Below are 23,126 nucleotides of genomic sequence, written 5' to 3' on the forward strand. Positions count from 1 at the left end.
GCGGGCACATGGAGCGCCAGTACATAACTGCTGGTAGATTCTCTACGATGGCAATGCCTGTTTGAGTTTCAACGCCAGGCGCAAAGCTTCCTTTTCATCGACGACATTGGCAAAACCCATCAGCAAGCCTTGCTGCGGCTTGGCATGGATATACCAGGGCGATAAAGGAGGTGAGGCCAGGCCGGCGGCCCGGGCATGGTCCGCCAGCATGACGTCGTTTTCGTCAGCCGCCAGCTTCGCCAGTATGTGCAAACCGCCCGGCTGCAAATCGATCCGTATGCGATCGCCCAGTACTTCCTGAAACACACGCGAGGTCACGGCGCGGCGTTCCGCGTACAACAGGCGCATTTTTTTCAGGTGCCTTGAGAAATGACCGTCCGCGATAAAGTCGGCAATGCCGGCCTGCAGCAGGTAAGGGCAGCCGGCGTTCAGGTTGTAGGAGGCCGCCTGAAAACGCGCCACGGCGCTGAGCGGCGCAACCACATAGGCCAGCCGTAATCCCGGAAACATCGCCTTGCTGAAGGTGCCGCTGTAGATCACGCGATCATTGCGGTCCAGGCTTTTCAGCGCCGGCAGCGGCCGACCCTGATAGCGGAATTCGCTGTCGTAATCGTCTTCGATAATCCAGCTGCCGGCCTTGCTGGCCCATTCTAGCAGCGCCAGCCGGCGTTCCAGCGACAGTGTTACGCCCAGCGGGCTTTGGTGCGAGGGCGTGACCAGTGCGAATTTTGCATGAGGGCTGAGCCGTTTGCCTTCCTCGACCATCAATCCATGCTCATCAACCGGCACCGGCACCAGCTTGACGGCGGTAGTTTGCAGGAACAGGCGCGCAAAAATGTAGCCGGGATCTTCGGACCAGAAGCCATCGCCGGCAGTCGATAGGCTGCTGAGGCTCAGTTCCAGGGTATTGCGCAAGCCGGTCGTGATGAATACCTGTTCCGGCAGGCAGGTCACGCCGCGCGAAACACCCAGGTAAGTGGCAATTTTTTCACGCAAAAGGTCGTAGCCGGCCGGGTCGGGATAGGCCAGCCGGGCCGGTTCGCTGCTGCGCAGGCGCTGCCCGACCAGCCGGTTCCACACCTTGCGCGGGAATGCATCGAGCGCCGGCAAACCCATCTGCAAGGGCTTCGGCGCCTTGCCGTCATGGTCGACAATGACCGCATGCGCCTGTCCGATCTTGGCTGCCTGCGGTTTGCGCATGGCTGGCGCCGGCAAAGACGGCGATACCACCGTGCCGGCCGCGCCCCTGATCTGCAGATAACCTTGGTCTGCCAGGATGCGGTAGGCCATTTCCACCGTGCCGCGCGCCAGATTCAGTTCGGTCGCCAATGCCCGCACCGCCGGTACGCGGTCGCCCGCACGCAGGTTGCCTTGTTCGATCGCCAGCTTGAAGCGTTGGCAGATCTGCAAGTACATAGGCAATTCCAGCGTGCGGTCGATGTGCAGGTCGAGGTCGGGCTTGGCAACTTTCATGGACTAGTCCTTTTTTCATTTCTTGGCCCTTCTAACGCGGCCATGATTCTCGCATACTACACCTCAAGCAAACACCATTTCATTCACTTCGATTGACCTCGCCAAGGAGCTTCAAATGCAAACCCGCCTCGACTTCTACAGTGCCGACAAAGACGCCATCAAGGCACTGATCGGCGTTGAAAACCACATCAACAAAGGCACACTGGACATCCTGCTGAAGGAACTGGTGCGCCTGCGCGCATCGCAAATCAACGGCTGCGCATTCTGCCTTGACATGCACGTGACAGACGCCCGCAAAGCAGGAGAATCGGAACGCCGCATGGCGACCGTCGCCGCCTGGCGCGAAACGCCGTTCTTCAGCGAGCGCGAGCGTGCTGCACTGGAATGGACCGAATCGTTGACGCTGGTGTCGCAAAACCACGTGCCGGATGCAGTGTGGGAAGCCGTCCGCCCCCATTTCACCGATGCCGAACTGGTCGAACTGACATTGCTGGTGACCTCGATCAACAGCTGGAACCGCTTTGCCATCGCCTTCCGCAAGATGCCGGCGTAATTGCCGGCGTTGCGGTAAAGCGGCCGGCAAGCCCGCCGTCCCTTGTTTTTGGAGAAATGCATGCAGTCCCAGCTTGAAATAAGACACATCGAAAGCGACGTCGACCTGGCGGCGTCTTTCCCTGTGATGCAGGAATTGCGGCCGCATCTGAGCGATCGCGCAGCATACCAGGCGCAGGTCGCGCAGCAACGCGAGCAAGGCTATCGCTTGCTTGCGGCGTGGCGCGATGGCGTCATCGTCGGATTGGCCGGCTACCGGCTGCAAGACAATTTGCTGTACGGCCGTTTCGTCTACGTCGATGACCTGGTGGTCAGCGCAGCGCTGCACCGCTCCGGCTTGGGCGAGCGGCTGTTGCAAGCCGTGCGGCAGCAAGCCCTGGCCATGAACTGCCGGCATTTTGTGCTGGATACCGGTTTGCACATGGCATTGGCGCAGCGCTTTTATTTTCGGCAGGGGCTGCTTGCAAGAGGCATGCATTTCGTCGAACCATTGATACAGGAAACCAACACATGACGCGTATTTTGCTATTGAACTGCGGTCCGCACAGCGATGCCAGCCATGGTTATCGTCTTGCGATGGAAACGATTGCCGCATCTGGCATAGACAATCCGCAGATCACCGAACGCGACCTGGTGAAGTCGCCGCTTCCGCCAATCGGCCGCGACTATGCCATGGCCATCACTTCGCAAGCGGCGCTCGATGCGCAAGAATTCGACTGGTCGGAACACCTGATCGTCGAGCTCGAGCAGCACGATATCCTGTTCATTGTGACGCCCATGCATAACTTCACCATACCCGCGGCGCTCAAGCTGTGGCTCGATCATGTGATACGCATCAGCCGCAGTTTCCAGGCGACGCCGCAGGGCAAGGTCGGCCTGATCAAGGACCGCCCGACCTTGATCCTGGTCAGCTCCGGCGGATTCTTTGCAGGCGAACGAGCGAAACAGGCCGACTTCCTGACGCCGTACCTGCGTTATGCGCTGGCCTCGATCGGCATCGGCGACGTGCACTTTTTCCCGCTGCAAGGGCTGGTTTTCGGCTCGGAAGCGGTGGCGCAGGCCGTACATGAAGCGCGTCAGCAATTGGCGGCGAAATTGCCCTTGGCCAGTGCCTGTGAGCAGCAGCTGGCCATGTGACTGATGCTGCGGCGGATTCTGCATCGGTGCCGGGCAGGGCGGCGCGGGGAACTGTATGATGCGGGTAATCGCGTTTTTAACTGCATTTTGATTGCTGCCACTCAGAACAATGAACGAGCTGAAAATCGCATCAGATTCCCGTGACCTGGATTCCACCGATATTTCGGCCGCCGCCGTTCCCTGATCGCCGCCTGCAGCGCCCACGCCGTACACGATGGTCTGACCGATCTCATCTATGTGCTTTTGCCAATCTGGCAGACCCAATTTTCCATCAGCTACGCCTTGGTAGGGCTGTTGCGCGGATCTTATTCCGGCATGATGGCCGGCTTCCAACTGCTGGCGAGCAGGCTGGCCAAACGCTGGGGGCGAGAACGCATGCTGGTGGGAGGGACGGCACTGGCCGGCGTCGCCTATCTCATCGCCGGCCAGGCTGGCGGCCTGACGGTGCTGTTGATTGCGCTCTTGCTGGGCGGCTTGGGTGCCAGCACCCAGCATCCGCTGGCGTCCTCCATCGTCACCGATACCTATGAAGCGGGCGGCGGAGTCAAAGAAGCGCTGGCGCAGTACAACTTTGCCGGCGACATCGGCAAAACGCTGATACCGGGGCTGGTGGGCCTGTCGCTGCTGGTCATGAGCTGGCAGACCAGCGTGACGCTGATGGGGTTGCTGGGCCTGGCCGCGGCCGGCCTGCTGTGGTACTTGATTCCGGCACAGAGCGATTCAGCACCCGATAAAAGAAAAACCACCAAGACAGTCACCGGCAACGGCTCGGCCAGCGGACTGCGTGCGCTGCTGCTGACCGGCACCCTGGACAGCGCGGTGCGGATGGGGTTTCTGACCTTCTTGCCATTCCTTTTGAAAAGCAAAGGCGCCGGCACGGCAGGCATCGGTTTGGCCTTGTCGCTCTTGTTTGTCGGCGGCGCCTTCGGCAAGCTGTTGTGCGGGTACCTGGGAGCGCGCATCGGCATGATGAAAACGGTGTGGCTGACGGAATCCGCCACGTCGTTGTTGATCTTGCTGGCGGTGTGGCTGCCGTTGTCCGGAACGATGGCAATGCTGCCGCTGCTGGGGCTTGCCTTGAACGGCACCTCTTCGGTGCTGTACGGCGTGGTGCCGGAACTGGCCAGCCCAGGCAAGCGCGAGCAGACTTTCGCGCTGTTCTATACCGGCACCATCGGCGGCGGGGCCCTATCACCGGTGCTGTTCGGCCGGCTGGGCGACGTCGCGGGCGTTCCCATCGCCGTGATAACGCTGGCGGCGATCCTGTTATTCACTTTGCCATTGTCGTGGCAGGTGCAGAAGGGCTTGGGCAGTTGAAATGACATCAAGGCCGCCAGGCGCGCGCTGCAAGCCCGCTCATTGGCCGGCAGGCGGTTGCCAGAGCTCTACCTTGTTTCCTTCCGGGTCGATGACCCAGGCAAATTTGCCATACTCGGACTCATCGATCTTTTCGAGCACCTTGCAACCTTCTTCCCGCAAGACTTTAACCAATCCGTGAAGGTCTTCGACCCTGTAGTTGATCATGAAGGATGCGGTGCTGGGAGCAAACTGATCGCTTTCTAACGAGCCGACTGACCATACGGTTGTTCCGGCAACCGGTTTGCCGTCGCCGTCGGCCCAGGTGAACGCCGTGCCGCCCCATCCTTGGACATCGATTCCCAGGTGCCGCTTATACCAAGCCTGCAGCGCCGGAGCGTCGTTGGCTTTGAAGAAAATGCCGCCTATGCCTGTGACTCGCTTCATGAAACCTCCGAGGTGGAGCGGTGGTGAGATAAATAATGTTTTCTGCAGCCTGGCTATAAATATACACCCTGAAATTTGCCACACATCAGCTAGTCTGCAAAAAATCCTGCGGCAAGCTGGCGAAGGTTTCGACGGTGCTAACAAAGAGCCAGGCGGGGCGCTAGCTTCTGCAATCGATTAACCGCCTTACATCGAGGATTCCGCAAATCTGCACTATCGGCCGCAAGCGGTCATAATTTGGGATGCGGCGAATGGCCGCTGCAACCTTTAACGGAAAAATCTCATGACAGACCGCGAATTGATCATCCCTCCGGCGATGCAAGGTATCGTCGAGCGCACAGGCTACGTGCCGGCGGTGAGGGTCGGCGCCACCGTATTCTGCGCCGGGCAGATCGGGCGCACCGCCGACCTCGAAGTGATCGCCGATCCCGAGGCGCAGTTCCTGGCATGCTGGGAAAATCTGCGCGTAGTGCTGCAAGCGGCCGGCTGTACTTTTGAGGAGGTTGTAGATATGACCACCTACCATGTGCAGATGAGTTAGCACATGCCGGCATTCCGCGAAGTAAAGAATCGGGTTTTCCCGCGCGGCACATGCGCATGGACCGCAGTAGGCGTGTCCGAACTTGCCCTGCCGGGCTTGCTGGCCGAGATCAAGTGCGTGGCTGTGAAGCGAGATTCGGCTGCTGCGTGATCGTCTGCAAACGGCCAAAGCCGACTGTCAAGCTTCTGCTCCAAACCGGCCATTCCCTCAGATGTGCCATGGGCTTGATTGAGCAGGTGCGTTGAGTGAAGCGACGGATTGACGCATTTGCTGGATTTGTTGTTCGTTCACACTGGCACAAGTCATAGCGACGGAACCGAACATAGTGCCGTTAATGGCGCCGATTTTTCATCTAGGAGCATTCATTGTTGAAAATAATACTGTTGGCAATCTTCACTTCCTTTCTCGTTACAGGATGCGTGGGGACCGGGCCACTTGTAACAAATGCCACCAACATCTCATCTAAAGTCGCTGCAATTGGTGGATTGCCAAAATCAGTTCATATCAAAGGTATTTCGGACGATGGATCTGTGGTTGTTGGCCAATTCAGAAATAATCAAGCACCGCACAATTGGCAAATCTTCCGCTACACGCGATCCAATGGAATCGAAAATCTCGGAACAATGGGAGGAAAAGACATTGCAAATGTCTGTATTTCTGCTGATGGTTTAGTGATTGCGGGAAGTTTTTATAATAAAAATGATGGTAGTCATATCTTCCGCTATACGCATTCAAATGAATTTCAAGACCTCGGTACAATGGGGCAAAAATCAATATCAGTAAATGGAGTTTCCGCAGATGGTTCAGTGATCGTTGGAAGTTTTCTATATTCACTAACTCCGGAAAATACTTCGCGTTATCATGCCTTCAGATATTCTCAATCAAAGGGATTTGAAGACCTTAGTAGTTTTGGTGCGGAGTCCGCTTTCGCCCAAGGTGTTTCGGCTAACGGCTCACTAATTGTGGGAAATTTCCATGTGACAGGCGGTAGTGACCATGCTTTTGTATATTCTCGTGCCGATGGTGTGCAAGACATTGGTGCAATAGGAGGGGTAGCGGCTTTCGCCACAGGCATTTCAAATAATGGTTCTGTGATTGTTGGCAAGTATTTCGGAGCATTTAACTTCCATCTATATTCGTACTACAACCATGCCTTTATTTATACAAAAACTGGGGGAGTTAAAAAACTTGGCGCACTGAGTGGGGAATCAGCAGAGGCGCATAGTATTTCTCCAGATGGAACCACTTTCAACGGGAGTTATATAGATTCCGATGGTGAGTCCTATGCCTATTCGGCAAAGATATGAGTACGATATTTGAGCTCGCCGATGACGCAATTCGGCCAGGAACAGCCGGTTGCCATGCAATTTCAATTTTTTACATCAGATCTAACGTAGCCGAATATTTTTAGGCATTTTCTATAAAAGCGACTCTATGAATAAGTTCCTTGCTACGTGTGCGCTTTTGTTTGTATCTACTGCAGCTTTTGGATATGAAAAGGGGTCGTTGCTTCACGAAGATGTAACGAGGGTGAATGCCGCTTTATCAAAGCTTCTTCCCGAGGATTCTGTTTCTTATCAAATCGACGTTGAAAAATCCGGTTGCGATTTTAATGTGTGCACATCGGTGGTGAAAAGATATGCGAATTTTAGTTTGCGTATCAGCGCAGCAGATACATCCTTTCCACGAAAAAAATGGATCTCCTGTGGAGTCGACCCTGGAAAAATTATCTGGAAGTGTGCTCCTGGAGCATCTACGATTGATGTCCCTGAGATGTTCGATCATAGTATTCGAATTTCGGAAGGTATCGATGATGCGACGATTGTTCGCCTTTTGAAATTTCTAAGATCGGAGTGTTTTTCTGAGCAACTAGCAAGGCTAGACGAGACGAAAAACAAGCCACCATATTGGGCGCGCGGAAAATTTCCCGTATCTAATATCGAGTTGAGTAAAGGGCAGTATGAAATAGACGTTCCATTTTCTTGGCTTACTGATGCGATTTATACTATTGCCCCAAATGATCAAGGTGGGTCCTGCGATTTTTTAATCATCAAATTTGCACAGAGGGTTTTCTGACGGTCCTGATGAAATACTTTGTTGGGTACATACCAACTTTCGGGAAATGCCATCAACCACCAGCGAATCGAAGTCGGGCAATCGCAACTTGGCCCGCCAGGCAGCACTGGTCGAATGCATCATGCAGCCCGGTGAGCTTCTGTATGTGCCGGCCGGCTGGTACCATCAGGTTCGCGCGCTGACTTTTTCGCTGTCGGCCAATCGCTGGGCCAGGGCGTTGCCGTTGGCGTTGAATGGAGACGCTACACTGAAGGTCGGCTAAGTTGATCTAAGCCGTCCGCTCCAGACCATTTTCATGCAGGTCGATGGGGCTGGATTTTGAGCGCTCGCACGACCTGGCTGCAGCGACTGGATGGTCAAATTTCCTTCGGGCTATCCTTGCAGGTTGGTGAGGAGAATCATCTTTAGCATATCTCAATCTGCCATCGCAATCACCGCTTACAAAAAATCGACGATACGGCCGACTCCTGGCAGCGTCAATTATTCAGGCCGCTAGTGCAGCATTAGTTATCAGGGACTAGCTACAGAAAGTCGCTGCCAACACGCTGTACATCGCGCCAGGCAGCCCGTGGGAGAACGGCTACTGCGAGTCCTTCAGCGGAAAACTCCGTGATGAATTTCTGAACGGAGAGATCTTTCACAGCCTCAGGTGTATTCCGGGATCGGCTAGGAAGTCGCGGCGGAACTGTTGCGGGCGTTTTTCAAAGAGTGCCGCCAGGCGGGCTTACACCAGCTCAAAATCCAGTCCGATATCTACCGCCGGGGCGCTTTGCATCAGCCGCCCGACCGAGACGTAATCCACACCGCTCGCCGCGATCGCGGCGATCGTATCGAGCCGCACTCCACCCGAAGCCTCCGTCGCCGCACGCCCGGCCACCAACGTCACTGCCTCGGCCAGCATTGCCTGCGACATATTGTCGAGCAGGATTTGGGTGGCGCCAGCCACGATCGCCGGCTCGATCTGGTCGAGTCGATCGACTTCGCAGATGATCCGCTCCACGCCTGCCACCTTCGCGCGCGCCACCGCCGGCCCGACGCCGCCCGCCACCGCGACATGGTTGTCCTTGATCAGCACCGCATCCCACAGCCCCATGCGGTAATTGGTCGCGCCGCCCATCCGCGTCGCGTATTTTTCAAGCACGCGCAGGCCGGGGATGGTCTTGCGGGTGTCGAGCAGGGTGGCGTGGCCGTTCATGGCATCGACATAGGCGCGCGTCATTGTCGCGATGCCCGAGAGGTGCTGCACGGTGTTGAGCGCGCTGCGCTCGGCGGTGAGCAGAGCACGGGCGTTGCCGGCGATCCGCATCAACGCGGTGCCAGGCGTGACGCTCTGGCCGTCCTGCACGAGCATTTCGATCGTACACGCCGGATCGAGATGACGGAAGAACGCGGCGGCCAGCGGCAGACCGGCGACGGTGATCGCTTCGCGGCTGTCCATCACCCCGGCAAAGCGCGCATCGGCAGGGATGACGCTCTCGGCGGTGACGTCGTGGCCGCCGCCAGGGAGGCCTACGCCGAGATCTTCAGCGAGCGTAGCGTGGACAAAGGCACTGAGGTTGAAACCTAAGAGGGTGAATGCATTCATGCCGTGACCTTATAGAAAATGAAAAGATTATGCAGGGCCTTACAGGCCGCCGGCACCGCAAACCTACAGCCGAATGTCTATCCAGCATGACCAACCAACTTTAATGCAGTAAGGCCGCTTCAGAGCCCGGATGTCGGCTTTGAGTCGAAGAATCACCGTAGCTCGATGGTCGCCAGGGGCTGAGTAGAGTCGGTCAACAGGGCCTAGGTAGATGTTATTTATTTGCACTACGTAGCGCCGCGGCCCAACTCTCGACCCAGTCTCCCAAGGGATCGAACAGTTCCAATAGTTTTCCGCCGCGTTTAGTAAGTTGGTAACCAGTGTCGCAAGTTTCAACAATCAGAGCTTCGCGCAATTCTGCTAGTCGGCCGTTGAGCACTGACGGCGACATATCGTCGCAGCGTGCCTGTAGTTCGCGGAACACCATTGGGCCCTCGCGCAGTTCCCAAATCACGCGTAGCACCCAGCGGCGGCCGAGCAGGTCGAGCAAAGCCATGATTGGCTTGCCGGTTTTGGAACCACGAACGGGTTTATCGATGAGTGCCATGTTGCGCTACTAAATTAGAAGCATTATGCTTCGTTTATCGTAGCAACTGGAGTCCTACATGTCAACACCCCGTATACAAGCCCTTAATCCGCCCTACGCTGATGGTGTGCAGCAGGAATTCGATCGCATCATGCCGCCCGGCATTCCGCCGCTGAAATTGTTCCGCACCGTAGGACAAAATCCGCGTGTACTGTCGCGCATGATCGCAGGCAGCCTACTCGACAAGGGCAGCATTTCAGTACGCGCCAGAGAGATCATGATTCTACGAACCTGCGCGTTGTGTGGGGCCGAGTACGAATGGGGCGTACATGTTGCGGCCTTTAGCACCAAGGCGGGATTCACTCCGACACAGGTTGCTGCCACTGTGCATGAGGATACCCAAGCGTGGCCAGCTCAAGATTCCGTGCTGATCCGGCTTGCGAATGCACTGCATGCGACCAGCAGCGTCGACGACACTCTGTGGGCCGAACTGAAAACGTTTTACACCGACGAGCAGCTTATCGAGCTAGTGATGCTTGCCGGTTTATATCACGCGGTGTCCTACATCGTGAACACGACAAAGCTGGAACTTGAGACCGCCGCGCCTCATTTTGATAATTACGCCAACAACTAATCGACGGACGCATGTTTATGGTGCGTTGAGCGGCCGCTATCCGGAGCAGATTTCAACCTCTCGACAGTCCGCATCGGATCGATAGCTGCCGCTAGCTTTTGACCAAAAACGCGCGGCCAACTATCGCCTACAAACAGGTTTCTGTTCAAAGGTTTCTGCGCCTTATTCATCGTTGATTACTGCGCCGCATGAGCGAGGAAACTGGCGGAGCGGGAAGTACGCAGCAAGATCGCGAATACCAATACATGGGTCCAAAGCAGGAGCGGAACGCCGACGGTCGGGATAAACCAGGCGCCAGCGAGCGTGGCCGGGTCGATGCCTACGCCGATCACGCCTTGGTAGAAGGCGAATAAAAGGTCGGCAAAACCCCACACGTTGAACGCCCAAATCGCGATGCGCGAGTAGCGGCCTGATCCCATCAGCAGAGCCACCCAGGCCAGCGCCATTGCCAGCAGATCGCCGTACGCCGCGGGCGCGGCGAATCCTGCCGCAAGGCTTGGCGCGACGACGCCCGGCACGATGAAGGCCAAGCCTATAAACCGGAACATGTGCAGGTGCAGAATAGGGCGTACCGCCGCGTGCAGGGGGAGCTCGCGCAGGCGCGGCCAGACATAGTTAAGGAAGAATGCTCCCCAGGCGAGCAAGCCGAAGGCAACGCTCGCCGCAAAGGGAAGTAGGGTTGCAAGGTTTCTGACGGGTTCCATACTAGCCTCCAGCAAAAATGTTTTCGGCATAGGCGCCGGTGAGCGACGCTTGTTCTTGCGCGGCCACCGGTGCATGGCTTACGCCAATCCCTTGCCGCTGCCGGGGCGACTAAGGATTTTCACTTGCAAAACACAAGTGCAAACTTGCATTTTGCAAGTATTTTGGATAAAGTCAAGCCATGGACGATAAAAAACCGGCTCCGCCCCGGCGGCCGTTGCCAGGGAGTTTCCTTGCCACGCGCTAAGCAGGGCGCTGCCCACTCACAAAACGCCGCAAGCCCGGCGCAAAACCAGAAGCGCCGCTCGGTGTGCCCGGTCGCATGCACCTTGGACCTGTTAGGGGACAAGTGGACGCTGCTTGTGGTTCGAGATCTGCTGCACGGCAAGTCGCATTTCAAGGAGTTCCTGGCGTCGCCGGAGGGAATCGCAACCAATATCCTTGCCGAGCGGCTCGCGCGGCTTGCCGCCAACGGCCTGATCGAACGCTGTCCATCTGGCGATACCGTCGGCAAGGAAGGCTATCGATTGACTGAGAAAGGACTTTCGCTGCGTGCGTTGATGGCCCAGATCAGGAGCTGGGGACTGGATCACATTGATGGAACGGATGCGCGGCTGCAGGCGGATGGCTCGATAACCCTATCTAACTGAGCAGCTATGGAAAAATGGAAATATGAAAAATCCGCTAGCCGCTAATAATCAAGAGCAGCCAGAGGCAGGTCCGTCATCACGATTGCTGCCACCACGGCCGTCAACGACGTCGATGACGCCGGAGGAGGCCATTGCCAAAAAACAGGCGCGAGAACGCAGGGATGCGTTGGTGCGCGGGTCACTTCAATACAGGAAATGCGTGAATCGATAAAGTGTGCCGGGCGCGAGCTTCCAACCATTTCTGTAGTGCCGCGCATGGGGCCGCTCGACGCCGCAGGGTTTCGCGCGCGTGCAGCAGAAGGCCTGCCATTCATTATCACCGGGCTGGTCGGCAAGTGGCCATTGTCCGCGCTTACGCCACAAACGCTGCGCGACCACTTTGGCGAACTTCGGGTGCGCGCCAGGGTGGGCGACTATATCAATACCGCTTTCGCGCCTGATCGGGCGATGCAGGGCATGTCGCTGCTGGCCTATCTTGAGCTGGTCGCCGATAACACGCAGGAGCTGCCGCCGTACCTGGGCAATCTGGAGCTGCGTGAATTGAACAGGCTGTGCTACTGGCCAGCCTATTTCAAGAAAATGGGTCCGCCACGCTTCTGGCTTGGTCCCGCCGGAACGGTGACCCCACTGCATTGCGACTATGACGACAATATTTTTGCGCAGATCTGGGGCAGCAAACGTATTTTCCTGGCGCCGCCGCATCATGACGAATTCCTTTATCCGCGCGAGGCCAACGCCATCCTGTTCGGCTCGCCGTTTGACCCAGAGGCGCCGGATTTCGAGAAATTCCCGCTGGCCCGCCAGGCAACACTGGTCGAATGCATCATGCAGCCCGGTGAGCTTCTGTATGTGCCGGCCGGCTGGTACCACCAGGTTCGCGCGCTGACTTTTTCGCTGTCGGCCAACCGCTGGGCCAGGGCGCTGCCGTTGGCGTTGAATGGAGACGCTTCGCTGAAGGCTGGCTAAGCTGATCGAAATCGTCCGCTCCCGGCCATTTTCATGCACGTCGATGAGCGTTGGATTTTGAGAGGTCGCATGACCTGGCCGCAGCCTTTGCATGGCAGTGGCGACTGGATCAACTGGATCGGGCCAACTGCGCAAACAAGGAGCATTGTCTCCGTTATTGCGCGCTACATACCTTGCTTCGCCGCCTGCATTTTCAATCCATCCACGTTATCAAACCGAAACTCGAATCCCCACCCCCAGTGGTGCAATGAGTGCAGGTCGTTGCTGATGGCGATCTCCACTTCGTTTTGCCCGCTTTGCAGCGGCAGGTCGAAGGCGCCATTTTGCAGAGACATGCGGCCCAGGGGTGGTTTTCTGCCAGATGCAGGGTAGTAGAAATTCTTGTCGGCGTAGACCGGCTTTCCGTTGACGAAAACCCATACTTGCCGCACCCAGCCGATTGCAACGTGCTTGCTCTGGTTGCGGTCGGAATCGATATTCGTCTTTAGCCATATGAGATCAGGTGCGCCGCCCGGGTTTCCATGCTTGCGGCTGATGTTGACGAAGCCTTTTCTCTCGGCTGTAATAGCTTCCCATGCCTCGGCCTTGGCTGGCATCGCTGAAAATACAGCTTCCTGCCCTATTGGGATGGTAAGCGCAGGCGATAAAAGCCAGCTGCGCACATAGTTCGGATCGCCTTCTGCCACGTCCTTTGTCGGTTCCGGCGACAGGCCTTCCGTAGCGTCTGGAGTAAGTTTCAGGTTGGCAAAGGTGGCGTCTCCCCGTAGCTGGATAGCACCGGAAAGAGCGTCGCCTTCCAGCCTGCCAACCCGTAGCGATGGCGCTGCTTCGCCATTGATGTAGACGTTCATGCGTTTTCCGGAAATCACCAGCTTGACGTGGTTCCAGCCATGCGCATGCACCGGCGCCTTGGCCTGATATTCAGGATAGACATCCCATTGCACGTTGCCATGACTGACCGGCGCATATTGCACGCACTCAATCGAGCTGGGGCAATTGGAATCCGTGCGCAGGTAGAAATTCTCGGCGGTGTCCTTGTCCTGCTGGCGAAACCAGATGCCGGCAATGCCCTGGTTGTCGGCATCTTCGCTGATATCGTATTCGATGGTGCCGCTGCCAAACGTCCGGTTTTTCAGAGCAGCGCCACCGTCTTTCACGGAGATCAGCCCGTGCGGGTATCCTTGCTGTTGCTTGAATGTCACCTTGCCGTCAGCTTGCCATTGATTGGCAGTCAGCTCGATTTGTTCAGATGCAGCGGCCACTCCCATCGACGTACCTGGCGACGGCATGAGCAATGTCCCCACCACGAGACAGCATGCAATTCGACATGCCTTTTTCGCAAGCGCGTACTTATTCAACATGGTCAAATTTCCTTCGGGCTATCCTTGCAGATTGGTGAGGAGAATCATCTTTAGCATATCTCAATCTGCCATCGCAAAATAACTAAAACATGGCAGGTTTCGATACTGAATCTTCGCTGAGCTCACGGCGATTACATCCGATGTAATTGCCGCCCCCCTGGGCCGCCTCTATTCTTTGATTGTCGCGCCGCCAATCCGGTGGCGCCCACCGTCAAGGAGACACCATGTCCAGCTATCCCGTTCACACCATCGACTCCGCGCCCGCGCAATCGAAGCCGGTGCTGCAGCAACTGCAACAGGCGTTCGGCCTGATCCCGAACATCGCGGCCACGATGGCGGCTTCGCCGGTGCTGATCAACGGCTTCATCGGCCTGTTCGAGCGCGTGCATGCGAGCAGTCTGACGGAGCCGCAGATCCAGGTGCTGCTGCTGACCAATGCGGTCACCAACGCCAGCGAGTGGCCGGTGGCGTTTCACAGCGCGCTGGCGTTGAAGCAGGGCGTACATCCGGCGGATGTCGACGCTATCCGGCACGGCGGTCTGCCTGCTGACGCCACGCTGGCCGCGTTGTCAATGCTGGCGCGTGCGCTGATCGAAAAGCGCGGCCGCCTTGCCGAAGCGGACCAGAGGCGTTTCCTCGAAGCGGGGTTCAGCCGCGAGCAGATACTCGAGGTGATTGCGGTGGTTGCCGCATCGACTATCACCAACTACACTGGCAGCGTTGCCCGGCCGCCGCTCGAACCGCCGTTCCAGGAGTTCACCTGGCATGCACCCGCATCCTGAGCCGGTTAGCTTGGTCCGCCTTGATGAGGAAACCCGATGACCGCAACCAGTGCCTATCCGAAAGTGCCGACTGGCGAACTTGGCGATTTGTTGCGCTACTGGCGCGACGTGCGTGGCGTCAGTCAGCTCGATCTGTCGCTAGAGGCCGGTGTCTCGCAACGGCAGATCAGCTTCATTGAAAGCGGGCGCAGCGTGCCGAGCCGGCACACCGTCCTGGCCCTTGCGCAAACGCTAGATGTACCGCTGCGCGAGCGCAATGCACTGCTGCTGGCCGCCGGCTACGCGCCCGTGTATTCGGAGGCGCCATGGAATGCACAGGAGATGCACAGCGTCGTCCGCGCGCTCGAGCGGGTCGTGCGTCAGCATGAGCCGTTTCCCGCGATCGTCATGGACCGTAACTGGAACGTGCTGATGACCAACGATGCTGCGCCGCGCTTTTTCAATCACTTCATCGACATGGCTGCGCGCCAAGGACCGCGCAACATGCTGCATTTGATTTTCGATCCGCAGGGCATGCGTCCGTTTGTGGCCGATTGGGATAATGTCTCGCGCAGCCTGCTGCAACGTGTACATCGTGAATCGGTCGGCCACGTGATTGACGGCGACACCAAAGCTCTGCTCGATGCACTGCTGGCGTATCCAGGTGTGCCGCGCGACTGGAAAACGTATCATGCGCCGTCCGCGATGCCGGTTGTTCCGCTTGGCTTCATCAGCGAGGGCGTGGTTCTGCGCTATTTTTCGATGGTGACTAGCGTTGGAGCGCCGCAAAATGTCGCCGCGCAGGAGCTGCGCCTGGAATGCATGTTTCCTGCCGACGATGCCACCGAAGCACGCCATCAGCAACTGTTTACAGTGGATTCGAAGGAGCGCTGAGCGTCTTCGGATGTTAGTGCAAGGGCCGTTCCAGGCAGTTTATTGCAGATATCCGACCACCAGGCGCGTGGTCTCGTCGATCAGCCTTTCCGCCATTTCATCCGAGAATATTGCAGAGTGGTGCAAAACCGCGGTGTGGGCCAAGGCCTCTATTGATGTCACGCAGACATAGGTTGCAAGTCCCAGGTCGGTCACGCGGACTTCGGCGCTGTGAGCTTCTAGATAAGTCCTGAAGAGGACATGGGCTTCGCGATTGAAGGCTTCTACATTCTCAAGGCTGCCGGTGCGCGGGATCTGTTCTGCAAGGACGCGATGCAGCTTGGGGTCGATGCGATGCGCCTCGATCGCTGCGGCAACCATCCTGCGCACTGCCTTTTCAAGCGGCTGGGCAGCTACCTCCGCCAGTGCGCCACGGACAAGCTGCATGATTTCCTGGTTATGACGCTCGATGACGGCGGCCACGAGTGCCTCTTTGCCTGGGTAATACTGGTACAGCGAGCCGACGCTCACGCCCGCCACTTCAGCGATCCGGTTGGTGCTGGCCTTGTCGAAACCTTCCTTCACCAAAATGCGAGCGGTTGCCTCAACAAGGGCGTCGACTGTCGCGCGCGATCTCTCCTGAGAGGCATGTTTCCTGGGTTTCGTCAGTGGCTTGCGTGCCATTCCCGGCGCTCCAAACACGAGTATAAAATACGAGTCATCGCTCGTATTATATCCACAGGCGGTGACGAACGTACAGGCGTTGCTGCTCGCCGAAATGACCAGGCAAAGCCGAACTCGCACACCAGGAGGATGTAGCCATGAGCGTAGGAAAAATATCACCAGCACAGCAGCTTGGAGAGAATAGGGAGTCTTGGCAGGACTTGCTGCCCGATGGTGCCGGGCCGAGCTGGCAGAGTCGCTGCTTCAATGGCCTGCTGCGGCTGCTACCTATCAAGAAGAGGCTGGCGTCCGTCGCTGCCGTACAAGAGCACGTGCGCAGATTGGCATTGCGGCCGGCCTCACATGAACCGACGGGCTTGGGCCGCGACGTCGAGGTGAGGTTAACCAAGAGCGCGGCGGGATGGCCGGTGTATCACACGGCACCGTTTGCGCATCCAGACATCGGCAACTATGTGCTATTCCTGCACGGCGGCGGATTTATCAACGAGATCGTTCGCGCCCATTGGCGTTTCGTCGCTTACTTGAACCGCCATGCGGGTATCCGTTGCGTGGTTCCCATATTTCCGCTGGCTCCCGGCGCTATCGCGAAGGATGTTGTGCCGGCCACAGGTGAGTTGTTGCGCAAGCTGCTGGAAGATGCCGGGCCTGCCAAGGTCACGGTGATCGGCAATTCGGCGGGCGCCAATCTGGGGCTGGCGGCGGCTCAATGGCTAAGAGATGCCGGCTATCGGCAACCGGACGGACTGGTGCTGATTTCGCCGGGGCTGGAGGCTTCTGTGAGCCGCGCGGAGCAGATCGAGATCGCTGCGCGCGATCCGCTGCAGGATATTCCCGGTATCGTCGAAGCGGGGCGAATATATGCCGGCGACCTGGGTCTCGCCCATCCGTATGTCAGCCCGCTGAACGGCGATTTTCATGGTTTGGCGCCGATGACCGTATTCTCCGGCACGCATGATCTGCTTTATCCCGACAGCGTCGATCTGGCCGCAAAGGCGCGTGCAGCGGGGGTGCCGGTCGAACTTCATTTGCGGCGAGGCCAGCCGCACAATTATGCAGGGATGCCGACGCCAGAAGGCCGGCAGGCGCGTGCGATCATCTTGCGCGTCCTTGCCCAGGGGCTGGCGTGATCGTTGGTGATCAACGTCGCCAAGAGCACGGCTTCTATCTGAAAACCATGATTTGCAAAATCAGCGCCGCCGGATAAGCTTGCCTGCGCCAGGTTTCTTGGCACTGGCGAAGCGCTGCCTGACGATGCTGTTTTCCGGTTTCGCAGCAGACAAGCCAGCCTCGACAATTTCAGTGCGCTTGTTCGCTGCCGCCAGGGATTCTTCGACGGCGCCCAGGCGGCCCTTTGCGCCCGACAGTTCGCTGTCGAGCGTGGATATTTTTTCGCGATAGGCATGTGCGGCAGCCTTGCTTTCAGTCTCGACGCGCGTGAATTCGGCTTTCCATTGCCGGGATTCAGCGCGTGCCCGTTCGATTTCCAGCAGGCTGTGCTTGCGCAGTCCATCCAGTTCCGCCAGGCCGGCCGCATGTTCCTCGGCTTTGCGGCTGAGTTCGCCGCCCAGGCCGGCGATGCGTTCGTCTTTTGCCTGCAGCGTGGCGCGCTGCTCGATCAATGTCTGTTCCAGCCGTTTGATCTGCTCATCGCGGCCCAGCAGGGTGGCGTTGGCGATGGTGAGCTTTCCCTTCAGCTCATTGGCGATCTCGATGGCGGCGAGGGTGTCTTCCTGCGCCAGGTCGATCAGTTTTTCCGCTTCGGCTTTTTCTGCGGCCAGCGCGGTGCGCTCGGCGGCGAGGCCGTCGTTGGCCGACTCCACGGCGAAGCGCCACAGTTCGCGGGTGAGGGTGGCCACGGCATCCGGCAGCCCGGCGACGCCTTTATCCCGTTTCAGCTTGAGCAGGTCGGCATACCAATCGTTGATGTCTTTCTGCACATCGCCGTCGGATCCTTTTTTGGCGCCGGTGGTGGCAATCGTCCATTCCCGCACCAGGCCGATGGAGGGCTTTTTGCCTTGCGCGGCAAGCGTATCGCAGGCGGTCCAGCTGAGATTCTGGCGTTCGGACATATTTTTCCCTCAAAAGGCACTAAATGCTGCAATTTTACTAAATTATTCAAATAAAGTAATATAAATTACGCAAATAAAAAGTAACTACAATTACGTATCAGCATATCTAATCGAGATTACGTTAATAATCTCGATTAGATTGAATGCCGTGATATTCTCGGTATTTCCCGGGAATATTCCCGCTTTATTTCCTTATATCTGGCTTCAATACCGTCATGGACCATTTCGCACTGATAGATCTGGAGCCGCCGGACAGAAACGCTACCGCTACCGCGCTGAACATGGATCTGTTCACGGGCGGTGCAGAGGCGGAACCGCTAGTGGCGGCACGCTCGGACTCTGAACTGGCGCGCGCCTTTCTTTACAGTAGCGAACTGTCGGAAAACTCGATCAAGAGCAGCAAAAAGGATCTGGGGCGTTTCTTGCTGTGGTGCCAGCATCACGGCAAGATGCTGTACCAGTTGCATATCGAAGACCTGATCGCCTACAAGGCTTTCCTGAAGGATCCGCAACCGGAAGAGACCTGGGTCTCCGCCACCAAGTGGCCGCGCGACGATCCGCGCTGGCGGCCGTTTTCCGGAGCGTTGTCCGAACCCAGCATGCGCCAGGCCTTCCGTGTGGTGAAAGCCTTGCTGGAATTTGCCAAGGATGCGGGCTATTTGCGGCGCAACGCCGGCGCCTTGGTCAAGAATGTCAGGACGGCGCGCAATGCGCGCGTCACGCGCTACCTGAGCATGCAGGCGATTGCCCATGTCTATACCGCGCTGGATGCGCTGCCGGCAACCACCCAGGCGAAAACAAAAGCCAGGGCGCGCGACCGATTTCTGTTGCTGGGCTATATCACTACCGGCGCCAGGCTGTCCGAGTTGACCGGCGCCAGAATGGGGGCGATGTACACCGAAGGAGACGGGCGCTGGTGGCTCGATGTGATCGGCAAGGGCGCCAAGCCGCGCCGGCTGCCGGTGGCGCCGGAGATGCTGGCGGCGTTTCGTGAATATCGCATGGCGTTCGGATTGCCGGCCCATGCGGCGCGCGACGATGCCACGCCGCTGGCGCTGGCCAGCCGCGGCCAAGCGCTGGCTGCAATCACGGACGAGGCTGCCTCCAATGCCATGAAGTCCTTGTTTGCCGCCGCTGCAATCCTGGCGGATGCGGCCGGCGACTTGGACAGCGCATTGTCCTTGCGCCAGGCATCCGCGCACTGGCTGCGGCACACCATGCTGACCATGCACGCCAATAACGAAGTCTCGCTGAAGGTGCTGCAGGATACGGCAGGGCACGCCAACATCTCGACCACCGCGATCTATCTGCATAAAAGCGATAAGGAGCGGCACGATGAATTGATCGGATCGCTTGCCCGCAAGCCTTGAACGGCGGGAGCAGCGGACTAAACCAATTAGCCGTATCGATGAAATTCTCAATGACAATATTTATATTGTTATAATGTTGTTTTATGGAAATATCAATCGAGCCGAGCTCATTACGGGTAGCTCAAGCCAACTCCAGTTCGACAGCGGCAGCGGGCGCATGGCCGGCTTTGCACTGTTCCAGACTGACTATCGGAGAACAAATCGATGCTGAAAAACATGCTGTCCGGCCTGCTCGCCTGCGCCGCAATCCTTCCTGCCATCGCGCAAGCGGCCAATCCGGCGGCCAGCGCGGGCATGGTGGTCGAAAGTTTCAGCGGTCCTGTCACCAGCAAGGAAATCAATTCCTTCAAAGGGTATATCCAGACGCTGACGCCGGCCAGCGACAATATCGGCAACCAGTGGGCTCAGGGCGGCAGCGGCGAACAGACCAAGGCGATGGGGCTGGTCTATGAAATCAATGGCGACCGCGCCATCCTCGACAAGATGCTGGTGTTTTGCGACAGCGTCCTGTCCGAGCGCAACGACCTGGCGCCGGCGCCGGTCGGCCAACACAAGATCTGGACCGGCAGGATAGATCCGGTCTGGCCCAACGATGTCAGCAGCACGCCGATCGGCACCGGCGGCGAGCAGGGCGACCCGGTCGGGCACCTGGCTTACTGCGCCAGGCTGATCCTGGCGACGCCGGCGATCTGGCACCTGAAGGTGGGCAGCGGCGATCCGAAAAACTATGGCGCCGACTACTACAGCCGGGCAAAAAAATACGTGACGGAGGCGGACTACAGCCTGGACCAGCACATTTTCAAATCGCTGCTCAACCTGACGCGCAATAATCTGTACTATTTTTCCGCCGCCTCGCCCTACAAGTCCGGCCTGCCGGTGCCATGGAACCAGCAGATGATGTTCAACTACGCCCTGCAGAACCTGGCTGCCTGCCACGAAATCCTGGGCGACGATCCCGCCCGCGCCAACAGATACAACGCCATCGTCGGCGCCAGCATCGCTTCCTTTTTTGCGACTGGCGTGACCTCGTATAAAAGTAAGAAGGGCAGCGATGTCTACGACTGGGGCTATGCCTTGCCCGACAAGAGCGGTGAAGACAACAACCACGGCAGCCTCGACATCGCCGGCTTCTACCGCGCCTATGCGACTGGGCGCTATGCCATTACCGACATCCAGATGACCAGGTTCGCCAATACCTTCGTGGATGTGGTGACGCGCGGGCCGCAGGACTATGCCGGCAGAATCAACGGCAGCGACGGCGCCGGCAACAGCGCACCGACCACCACGGTGAGAAGCGGCTATCTGTTGCTGGCAGAATTTTTGCCGCAACAGTATCAAAACATGGTCGGCGCGGATTTTACAATCGGCAAGGCCAGCGGCAGGATCGACCAGTTTTCGCGTTTCCTGTGGGTCAAGAACCGGCGCAACATTAAGGCCAGCCAGGCCGCCGGCCGCTAAGAGCCGGCGCGTCGCATCGAACCCTGATTGAGGCCAGAGTCGCCGCCCTGGCGCTTGACAATCAGGGTGCACATTGCCGCCGTCCGCTACGCCAAAAATCCGCACGTGTGGCTTCATGCTCGCCTGGATAAGCGTGTAGGATTGCTCTCCATTGCAAATGCATTCGATATTTGCAAAAAATTCCAGACACGGATTGCCGCCGGCGCGCCCGCCATCGTCAGAACCAGAAGACGTGGTGGCGGCTGTCCGGCCTGACGGTCATTTCCCTTTGAAAATTTTCAATTCGAGACGCCTTATGATTGAGCAGCTTCGCATTTTTTCTTGCATGACCATGCCATTGCGGCGCGCCGGCTGTGGCGCCGCAGCCATGACCCTGGCCGCCGTTTTGGCGGTGGCGCCGGCGGCGGTGGTCCACGCCGCGGATGGAAAGCCGGAAGCGAAGTCGGACAGCAAGCCGGATGCCAAGGCCGGCGTCGACAAGAAAGACGAAAGCGAGCTGCTGCCGCTGCCCGCCGACAAGACCATATCCCAGAGTATCCGCAGCGGCGGCAAGACCATCACCTATGAGGCTACGGTGGGCCTGATTCCGGTGCGTAACGCCAAGGGCAAGAAGATCGCCGAAGTTGTCTACACGTCCTACACGATTCCTGGCGGCGCGGTCAGCCGGCCGGTCACCTTTGCCTTTAACGGCGGGCCTGGCGCGTCTTCGGTGTATCTGAACATGGGCGCCATCGGCCCCAAGCGCGTGCCGTTCGGGACCGCCGGCGATGCGCCGTCGGACAGCGCCGTGACCCAGGACAATCCGAATACCTGGCTAGACATGAGCGACCTGGTATTCATCGATCCGGTCGGCACCGGTTTTTCGCGTTCGTTGGAAGATGAAGACACGACCAAGAAGGATTTCTATTCGACCGACGCCGATATTAAATACCTGTCGCGCGTGGTCTACGATTGGCTGGTCAAGCATGGCCGCCTGCGCGCCCCTAAATATGTAGTCGGAGAGAGCTACGGCGGCTACCGGGCGCCGCGCATCGCCTATGCGCTGCAGACGGAAATGGGGGTGGGCGTGAGCGGCCTGGTGATGGTGTCGCCTTATCTTGACCCGGCCGCCGTCGGCGACGGCGATGCTTTGTCGCCATTGCCGTGGATGATCAATCTGCCGTCCATGACGGCCGGTAACCTGGAGCGCCAGGGCAAGCTGAGCGCGGCTGCCATGAATGATGTCGAATCCTATGTGCGCTCGCAGTTCGTCACCGATTTCCTGGCCGGCCGTTCCGACCCCAATGCCGTTGGCCGCATCGTGCAGAAAGTCTCCGCTTACACTGGCCTCGATCCGGCGCTGGTCTCCAAGCTGGATGGCCGCGTCGATGCCAATACCTATCTGCGCGAAGCGCATCGGGCCGAGAAGAAAATCGGCAGCATCTACGATTCCAATGTCACCGCGTGGGACCCGTTCCCCAGCTCCAGCGACCGTCAGTCCGGCGACCCTATCCTGGAAGCGCTGATCGCACCCACCACCAGCGCCATGGTCGATTTTGTCACGCGCGAGGTGGGCTGGAAAACCGATACCCACTACGAGGCGCTGTCGTCCAACGTCAATAAGCTCTGGGACCGCGGCTCACCCGACGACAAGCCGGTGGCCGAATTGCGCAAGGCGATTGCCAACGACGCCAAGATGCGCGTGCTGATTGCGCACGGCTATAACGATTTATCCTGCCCATTCTTTACTTCGCGCTTGATCCTGGACCAGATGCCTGCCTTCGGCCAGGAACGGCGAGTGAAGCTGGCGGTTTATCCGGGCGGCCACATGTTCTATAGCCGTGGCGCCAGCGCGGCAGCATTCAAAGCTGATGCCAGGACCTTGTTCGGCGCATCTTGAGACGGTCCTGAGCGCCGGAGAACAGGAAACGCGGAGCTGGTCAGGGTAGTTGCCAGCTCCGGCAAGCGCAGCGGCCGCTTCTTGAG

At 58.1% G+C, this 23,126-nt stretch carries 24 protein-coding genes and 2 pseudogenes; 18 read left to right on the forward strand and 8 right to left on the reverse strand.

Annotated features, from left to right (window positions below):
- Window positions 1-42: 42 nt before the first annotated feature.
- The gene (gene pdxR, locus CPter91_RS12235) at window positions 43-1,473 is read right to left on the reverse strand and encodes a MocR-like pyridoxine biosynthesis transcription factor PdxR (RefSeq protein WP_061940559.1); all 1,431 of its coding nucleotides are present in this window, start codon (window positions 1,471-1,473) and stop codon (window positions 43-45) included.
- A 115-nt stretch (window positions 1,474-1,588) separates the two neighbouring features.
- Between pdxR and CPter91_RS12240 the strand changes: the two genes are divergently transcribed.
- The 4 genes from CPter91_RS12240 to CPter91_RS12255 all read left to right on the forward strand — a co-directional run bounded on the left by CPter91_RS12240 (window position 1,589) and on the right by CPter91_RS12255 (window position 4,479).
- A complete protein-coding gene (locus tag CPter91_RS12240) occupies window positions 1,589-2,026 on the forward strand; it encodes a carboxymuconolactone decarboxylase family protein (RefSeq protein ID WP_061940561.1) in 438 nt (145 codons plus the stop codon).
- A gap of 60 nt (window positions 2,027-2,086) precedes the next feature.
- Window positions 2,087-2,539, forward strand: coding sequence for a GNAT family N-acetyltransferase (locus CPter91_RS12245; protein ID WP_061940563.1), 453 nt, complete (start codon window positions 2,087-2,089; stop codon window positions 2,537-2,539).
- Window positions 2,536-3,162, forward strand: a complete 627-nt coding sequence (locus tag CPter91_RS12250) for an FMN-dependent NADH-azoreductase (RefSeq protein WP_061940565.1) — start codon at window positions 2,536-2,538, stop codon at window positions 3,160-3,162. The genes CPter91_RS12245 and CPter91_RS12250 overlap by 4 nt, the downstream gene beginning before the upstream one ends.
- A 180-nt stretch (window positions 3,163-3,342) precedes the next feature.
- On the forward strand, window positions 3,343-4,479 hold the full coding sequence (locus CPter91_RS12255) for an MFS transporter (protein WP_061940567.1): 1,137 nt from the start codon (window positions 3,343-3,345) through the stop codon (window positions 4,477-4,479).
- Window positions 4,480-4,518: 39 nt separating this feature from the next.
- On the opposite strand, the gene CPter91_RS12260 is transcribed toward CPter91_RS12255, so the two are convergent.
- On the reverse strand, window positions 4,519-4,905 hold the full coding sequence (locus CPter91_RS12260; RefSeq protein ID WP_061940569.1) for a VOC family protein: 387 nt from the start codon (window positions 4,903-4,905) through the stop codon (window positions 4,519-4,521).
- 283 nt (window positions 4,906-5,188) lie between these two features.
- Here CPter91_RS12260 and CPter91_RS27325 point away from each other — a divergent pair, with 283 nt between their 5' ends.
- The 5 genes and pseudogenes from CPter91_RS27325 to CPter91_RS25680 all read left to right on the forward strand — a co-directional run.
- Entirely contained in the window at window positions 5,189-5,446 is a 258-nt protein-coding gene (locus CPter91_RS27325) for a Rid family hydrolase (RefSeq protein ID WP_236906019.1), read from the forward strand.
- Between the two features lie 368 nt (window positions 5,447-5,814).
- Complete coding sequence (locus tag CPter91_RS26470) at window positions 5,815-6,753, forward strand: hypothetical protein (protein ID WP_150119671.1); 939 nt, start codon at window positions 5,815-5,817, stop codon at window positions 6,751-6,753.
- A 127-nt stretch (window positions 6,754-6,880) separates the two neighbouring features.
- Window positions 6,881-7,522, forward strand: coding sequence for a hypothetical protein (locus CPter91_RS26475; protein WP_150119672.1), 642 nt, complete (start codon window positions 6,881-6,883; stop codon window positions 7,520-7,522).
- Complete coding sequence (locus tag CPter91_RS27520; protein WP_257722465.1) at window positions 7,503-7,784, forward strand: cupin-like domain-containing protein; 282 nt, start codon at window positions 7,503-7,505, stop codon at window positions 7,782-7,784. The genes CPter91_RS26475 and CPter91_RS27520 overlap by 20 nt, the downstream gene beginning before the upstream one ends.
- 268 nt (window positions 7,785-8,052) lie before the next feature.
- Window positions 8,053-8,169: pseudogene (locus CPter91_RS25680) on the forward strand (integrase core domain-containing protein); the annotation flags it as partial.
- Window positions 8,170-8,246: 77 nt separating this feature from the next.
- On the opposite strand, the gene nadC reads toward CPter91_RS25680, so the two are convergent.
- Together nadC and CPter91_RS12285 are read right to left on the reverse strand one after the other, a co-directional pair.
- On the reverse strand, window positions 8,247-9,107 hold the full coding sequence (gene nadC, locus CPter91_RS12280) for a carboxylating nicotinate-nucleotide diphosphorylase (protein ID WP_061940576.1): 861 nt from the start codon (window positions 9,105-9,107) through the stop codon (window positions 8,247-8,249).
- 214 nt (window positions 9,108-9,321) lie between these two features.
- Window positions 9,322-9,654: a winged helix-turn-helix transcriptional regulator gene (locus CPter91_RS12285; protein WP_061940578.1), complete on the reverse strand. Its 333-nt coding sequence runs from the start codon at window positions 9,652-9,654 to the stop codon at window positions 9,322-9,324.
- A 58-nt stretch (window positions 9,655-9,712) separates the two neighbouring features.
- Between CPter91_RS12285 and CPter91_RS12290 the strand changes: the two genes are divergently transcribed.
- Window positions 9,713-10,267: a carboxymuconolactone decarboxylase family protein gene (locus CPter91_RS12290; RefSeq protein WP_061940580.1), complete on the forward strand. Its 555-nt coding sequence runs from the start codon at window positions 9,713-9,715 to the stop codon at window positions 10,265-10,267.
- A 176-nt stretch (window positions 10,268-10,443) separates the two neighbouring features.
- Here CPter91_RS12290 and CPter91_RS12295 read toward each other — a convergent pair whose 3' ends face one another.
- On the reverse strand, window positions 10,444-10,971 hold the full coding sequence (locus tag CPter91_RS12295) for a hypothetical protein (RefSeq protein ID WP_061940582.1): 528 nt from the start codon (window positions 10,969-10,971) through the stop codon (window positions 10,444-10,446).
- A 123-nt stretch (window positions 10,972-11,094) separates the two neighbouring features.
- Between CPter91_RS12295 and CPter91_RS12300 the strand changes: the two genes are divergently transcribed.
- Both CPter91_RS12300 and CPter91_RS12305 read left to right on the forward strand, forming a co-directional pair.
- A complete protein-coding gene (locus CPter91_RS12300) occupies window positions 11,095-11,619 on the forward strand; it encodes a winged helix-turn-helix transcriptional regulator (RefSeq protein ID WP_236906020.1) in 525 nt (174 codons plus the stop codon).
- Between the two features lie 22 nt (window positions 11,620-11,641).
- A pseudogene (locus CPter91_RS12305) lies at window positions 11,642-12,585 on the forward strand (cupin-like domain-containing protein).
- A gap of 164 nt (window positions 12,586-12,749) precedes the next feature.
- Here the strand turns inward: CPter91_RS12305 and CPter91_RS12310 are convergent.
- Window positions 12,750-13,946, reverse strand: a complete 1,197-nt coding sequence (locus CPter91_RS12310) for a 3-keto-alpha-glucoside-1,2-lyase-like domain-containing protein (protein WP_150119673.1) — start codon at window positions 13,944-13,946, stop codon at window positions 12,750-12,752.
- A gap of 224 nt (window positions 13,947-14,170) precedes the next feature.
- Between CPter91_RS12310 and CPter91_RS12315 the strand changes: the two genes are divergently transcribed.
- Both CPter91_RS12315 and CPter91_RS12320 read left to right on the forward strand, forming a co-directional pair.
- Complete coding sequence (locus tag CPter91_RS12315; protein ID WP_061940585.1) at window positions 14,171-14,728, forward strand: carboxymuconolactone decarboxylase family protein; 558 nt, start codon at window positions 14,171-14,173, stop codon at window positions 14,726-14,728.
- Window positions 14,729-14,764: 36 nt separating this feature from the next.
- Window positions 14,765-15,601, forward strand: a complete 837-nt coding sequence (locus CPter91_RS12320; RefSeq protein ID WP_061940586.1) for a helix-turn-helix domain-containing protein — start codon at window positions 14,765-14,767, stop codon at window positions 15,599-15,601.
- A gap of 39 nt (window positions 15,602-15,640) precedes the next feature.
- Here CPter91_RS12320 and CPter91_RS12325 read toward each other — a convergent pair whose 3' ends face one another.
- Entirely contained in the window at window positions 15,641-16,264 is a 624-nt protein-coding gene (locus tag CPter91_RS12325) for a TetR/AcrR family transcriptional regulator (RefSeq protein WP_061940587.1), read from the reverse strand.
- A gap of 137 nt (window positions 16,265-16,401) precedes the next feature.
- Between CPter91_RS12325 and CPter91_RS12330 the strand changes: the two genes are divergently transcribed.
- On the forward strand, window positions 16,402-17,391 hold the full coding sequence (locus tag CPter91_RS12330) for an alpha/beta fold hydrolase (RefSeq protein WP_061940588.1): 990 nt from the start codon (window positions 16,402-16,404) through the stop codon (window positions 17,389-17,391).
- A 60-nt stretch (window positions 17,392-17,451) separates the two neighbouring features.
- On the opposite strand, the gene CPter91_RS12335 is transcribed toward CPter91_RS12330, so the two are convergent.
- Window positions 17,452-18,333 (reverse strand): DNA-binding protein, encoded by an 882-nt coding sequence (locus CPter91_RS12335; RefSeq protein ID WP_061940589.1) that lies wholly within the window; start codon window positions 18,331-18,333, stop codon window positions 17,452-17,454.
- Between the two features lie 215 nt (window positions 18,334-18,548).
- Between CPter91_RS12335 and CPter91_RS12340 the strand changes: the two genes are divergently transcribed.
- The 3 genes from CPter91_RS12340 (at window position 18,549) to CPter91_RS12355 (ending at window position 23,040) form a co-directional block, all read left to right on the forward strand.
- Window positions 18,549-19,703, forward strand: a complete 1,155-nt coding sequence (locus CPter91_RS12340) for a tyrosine-type recombinase/integrase (RefSeq protein WP_061940590.1) — start codon at window positions 18,549-18,551, stop codon at window positions 19,701-19,703.
- A gap of 204 nt (window positions 19,704-19,907) precedes the next feature.
- Window positions 19,908-21,161, forward strand: a complete 1,254-nt coding sequence (locus CPter91_RS12350; RefSeq protein ID WP_061940592.1) for a hypothetical protein — start codon at window positions 19,908-19,910, stop codon at window positions 21,159-21,161.
- A gap of 295 nt (window positions 21,162-21,456) precedes the next feature.
- Window positions 21,457-23,040, forward strand: coding sequence for a S10 family peptidase (locus CPter91_RS12355; RefSeq protein ID WP_205631682.1), 1,584 nt, complete (start codon window positions 21,457-21,459; stop codon window positions 23,038-23,040).
- Window positions 23,041-23,126: the final 86 nt, after the last annotated feature.

The organism is Collimonas pratensis (assembly GCF_001584185.1).
GTDB lineage: Bacteria > Pseudomonadota > Gammaproteobacteria > Burkholderiales > Burkholderiaceae_D > Collimonas > Collimonas pratensis.